General features: G+C 38.4%; 1 pseudogene. It reads left to right on the top strand.

From position 1 onward, the window contains the following. Positions 1 to 255 (top strand): annotated as a pseudogene (locus tag HPK16_RS17275) (YveK family protein); the annotation flags it as partial.

Raw genomic sequence — 255 nt, 5'->3', positions numbered from 1 at the left:
GCACCTCGGATTCACAAGTTATCAAAATTAACGTGGAAAGCAAGGATGCTACGGATGCTGTAAAAATTGCGAATGAAACAGTTACGGTGTTCAGTAAAGATATTCCGAAAATAATGAAAATTGACAATATTTACACGCTATCAGAGGCTACTTTAGATGCGGATGCAGCGCCAGTAAAACCTCATACAGGCTTACTAATTGCTGTTGCAACTTTACTAGGAATGATTCTTGGACTTGTCATTATGTTCCTTCGTA

Origin of the sequence: Paenilisteria rustica, from assembly GCF_013820765.1 — a bacterium.
Classification (GTDB): Bacteria; Bacillota; Bacilli; order Lactobacillales; family Listeriaceae; genus Listeria_A; species Listeria_A rustica.
Note: the sequence above shows the minus strand (reverse complement) of the source record. Positions and strands in the feature narration are given on the sequence as shown.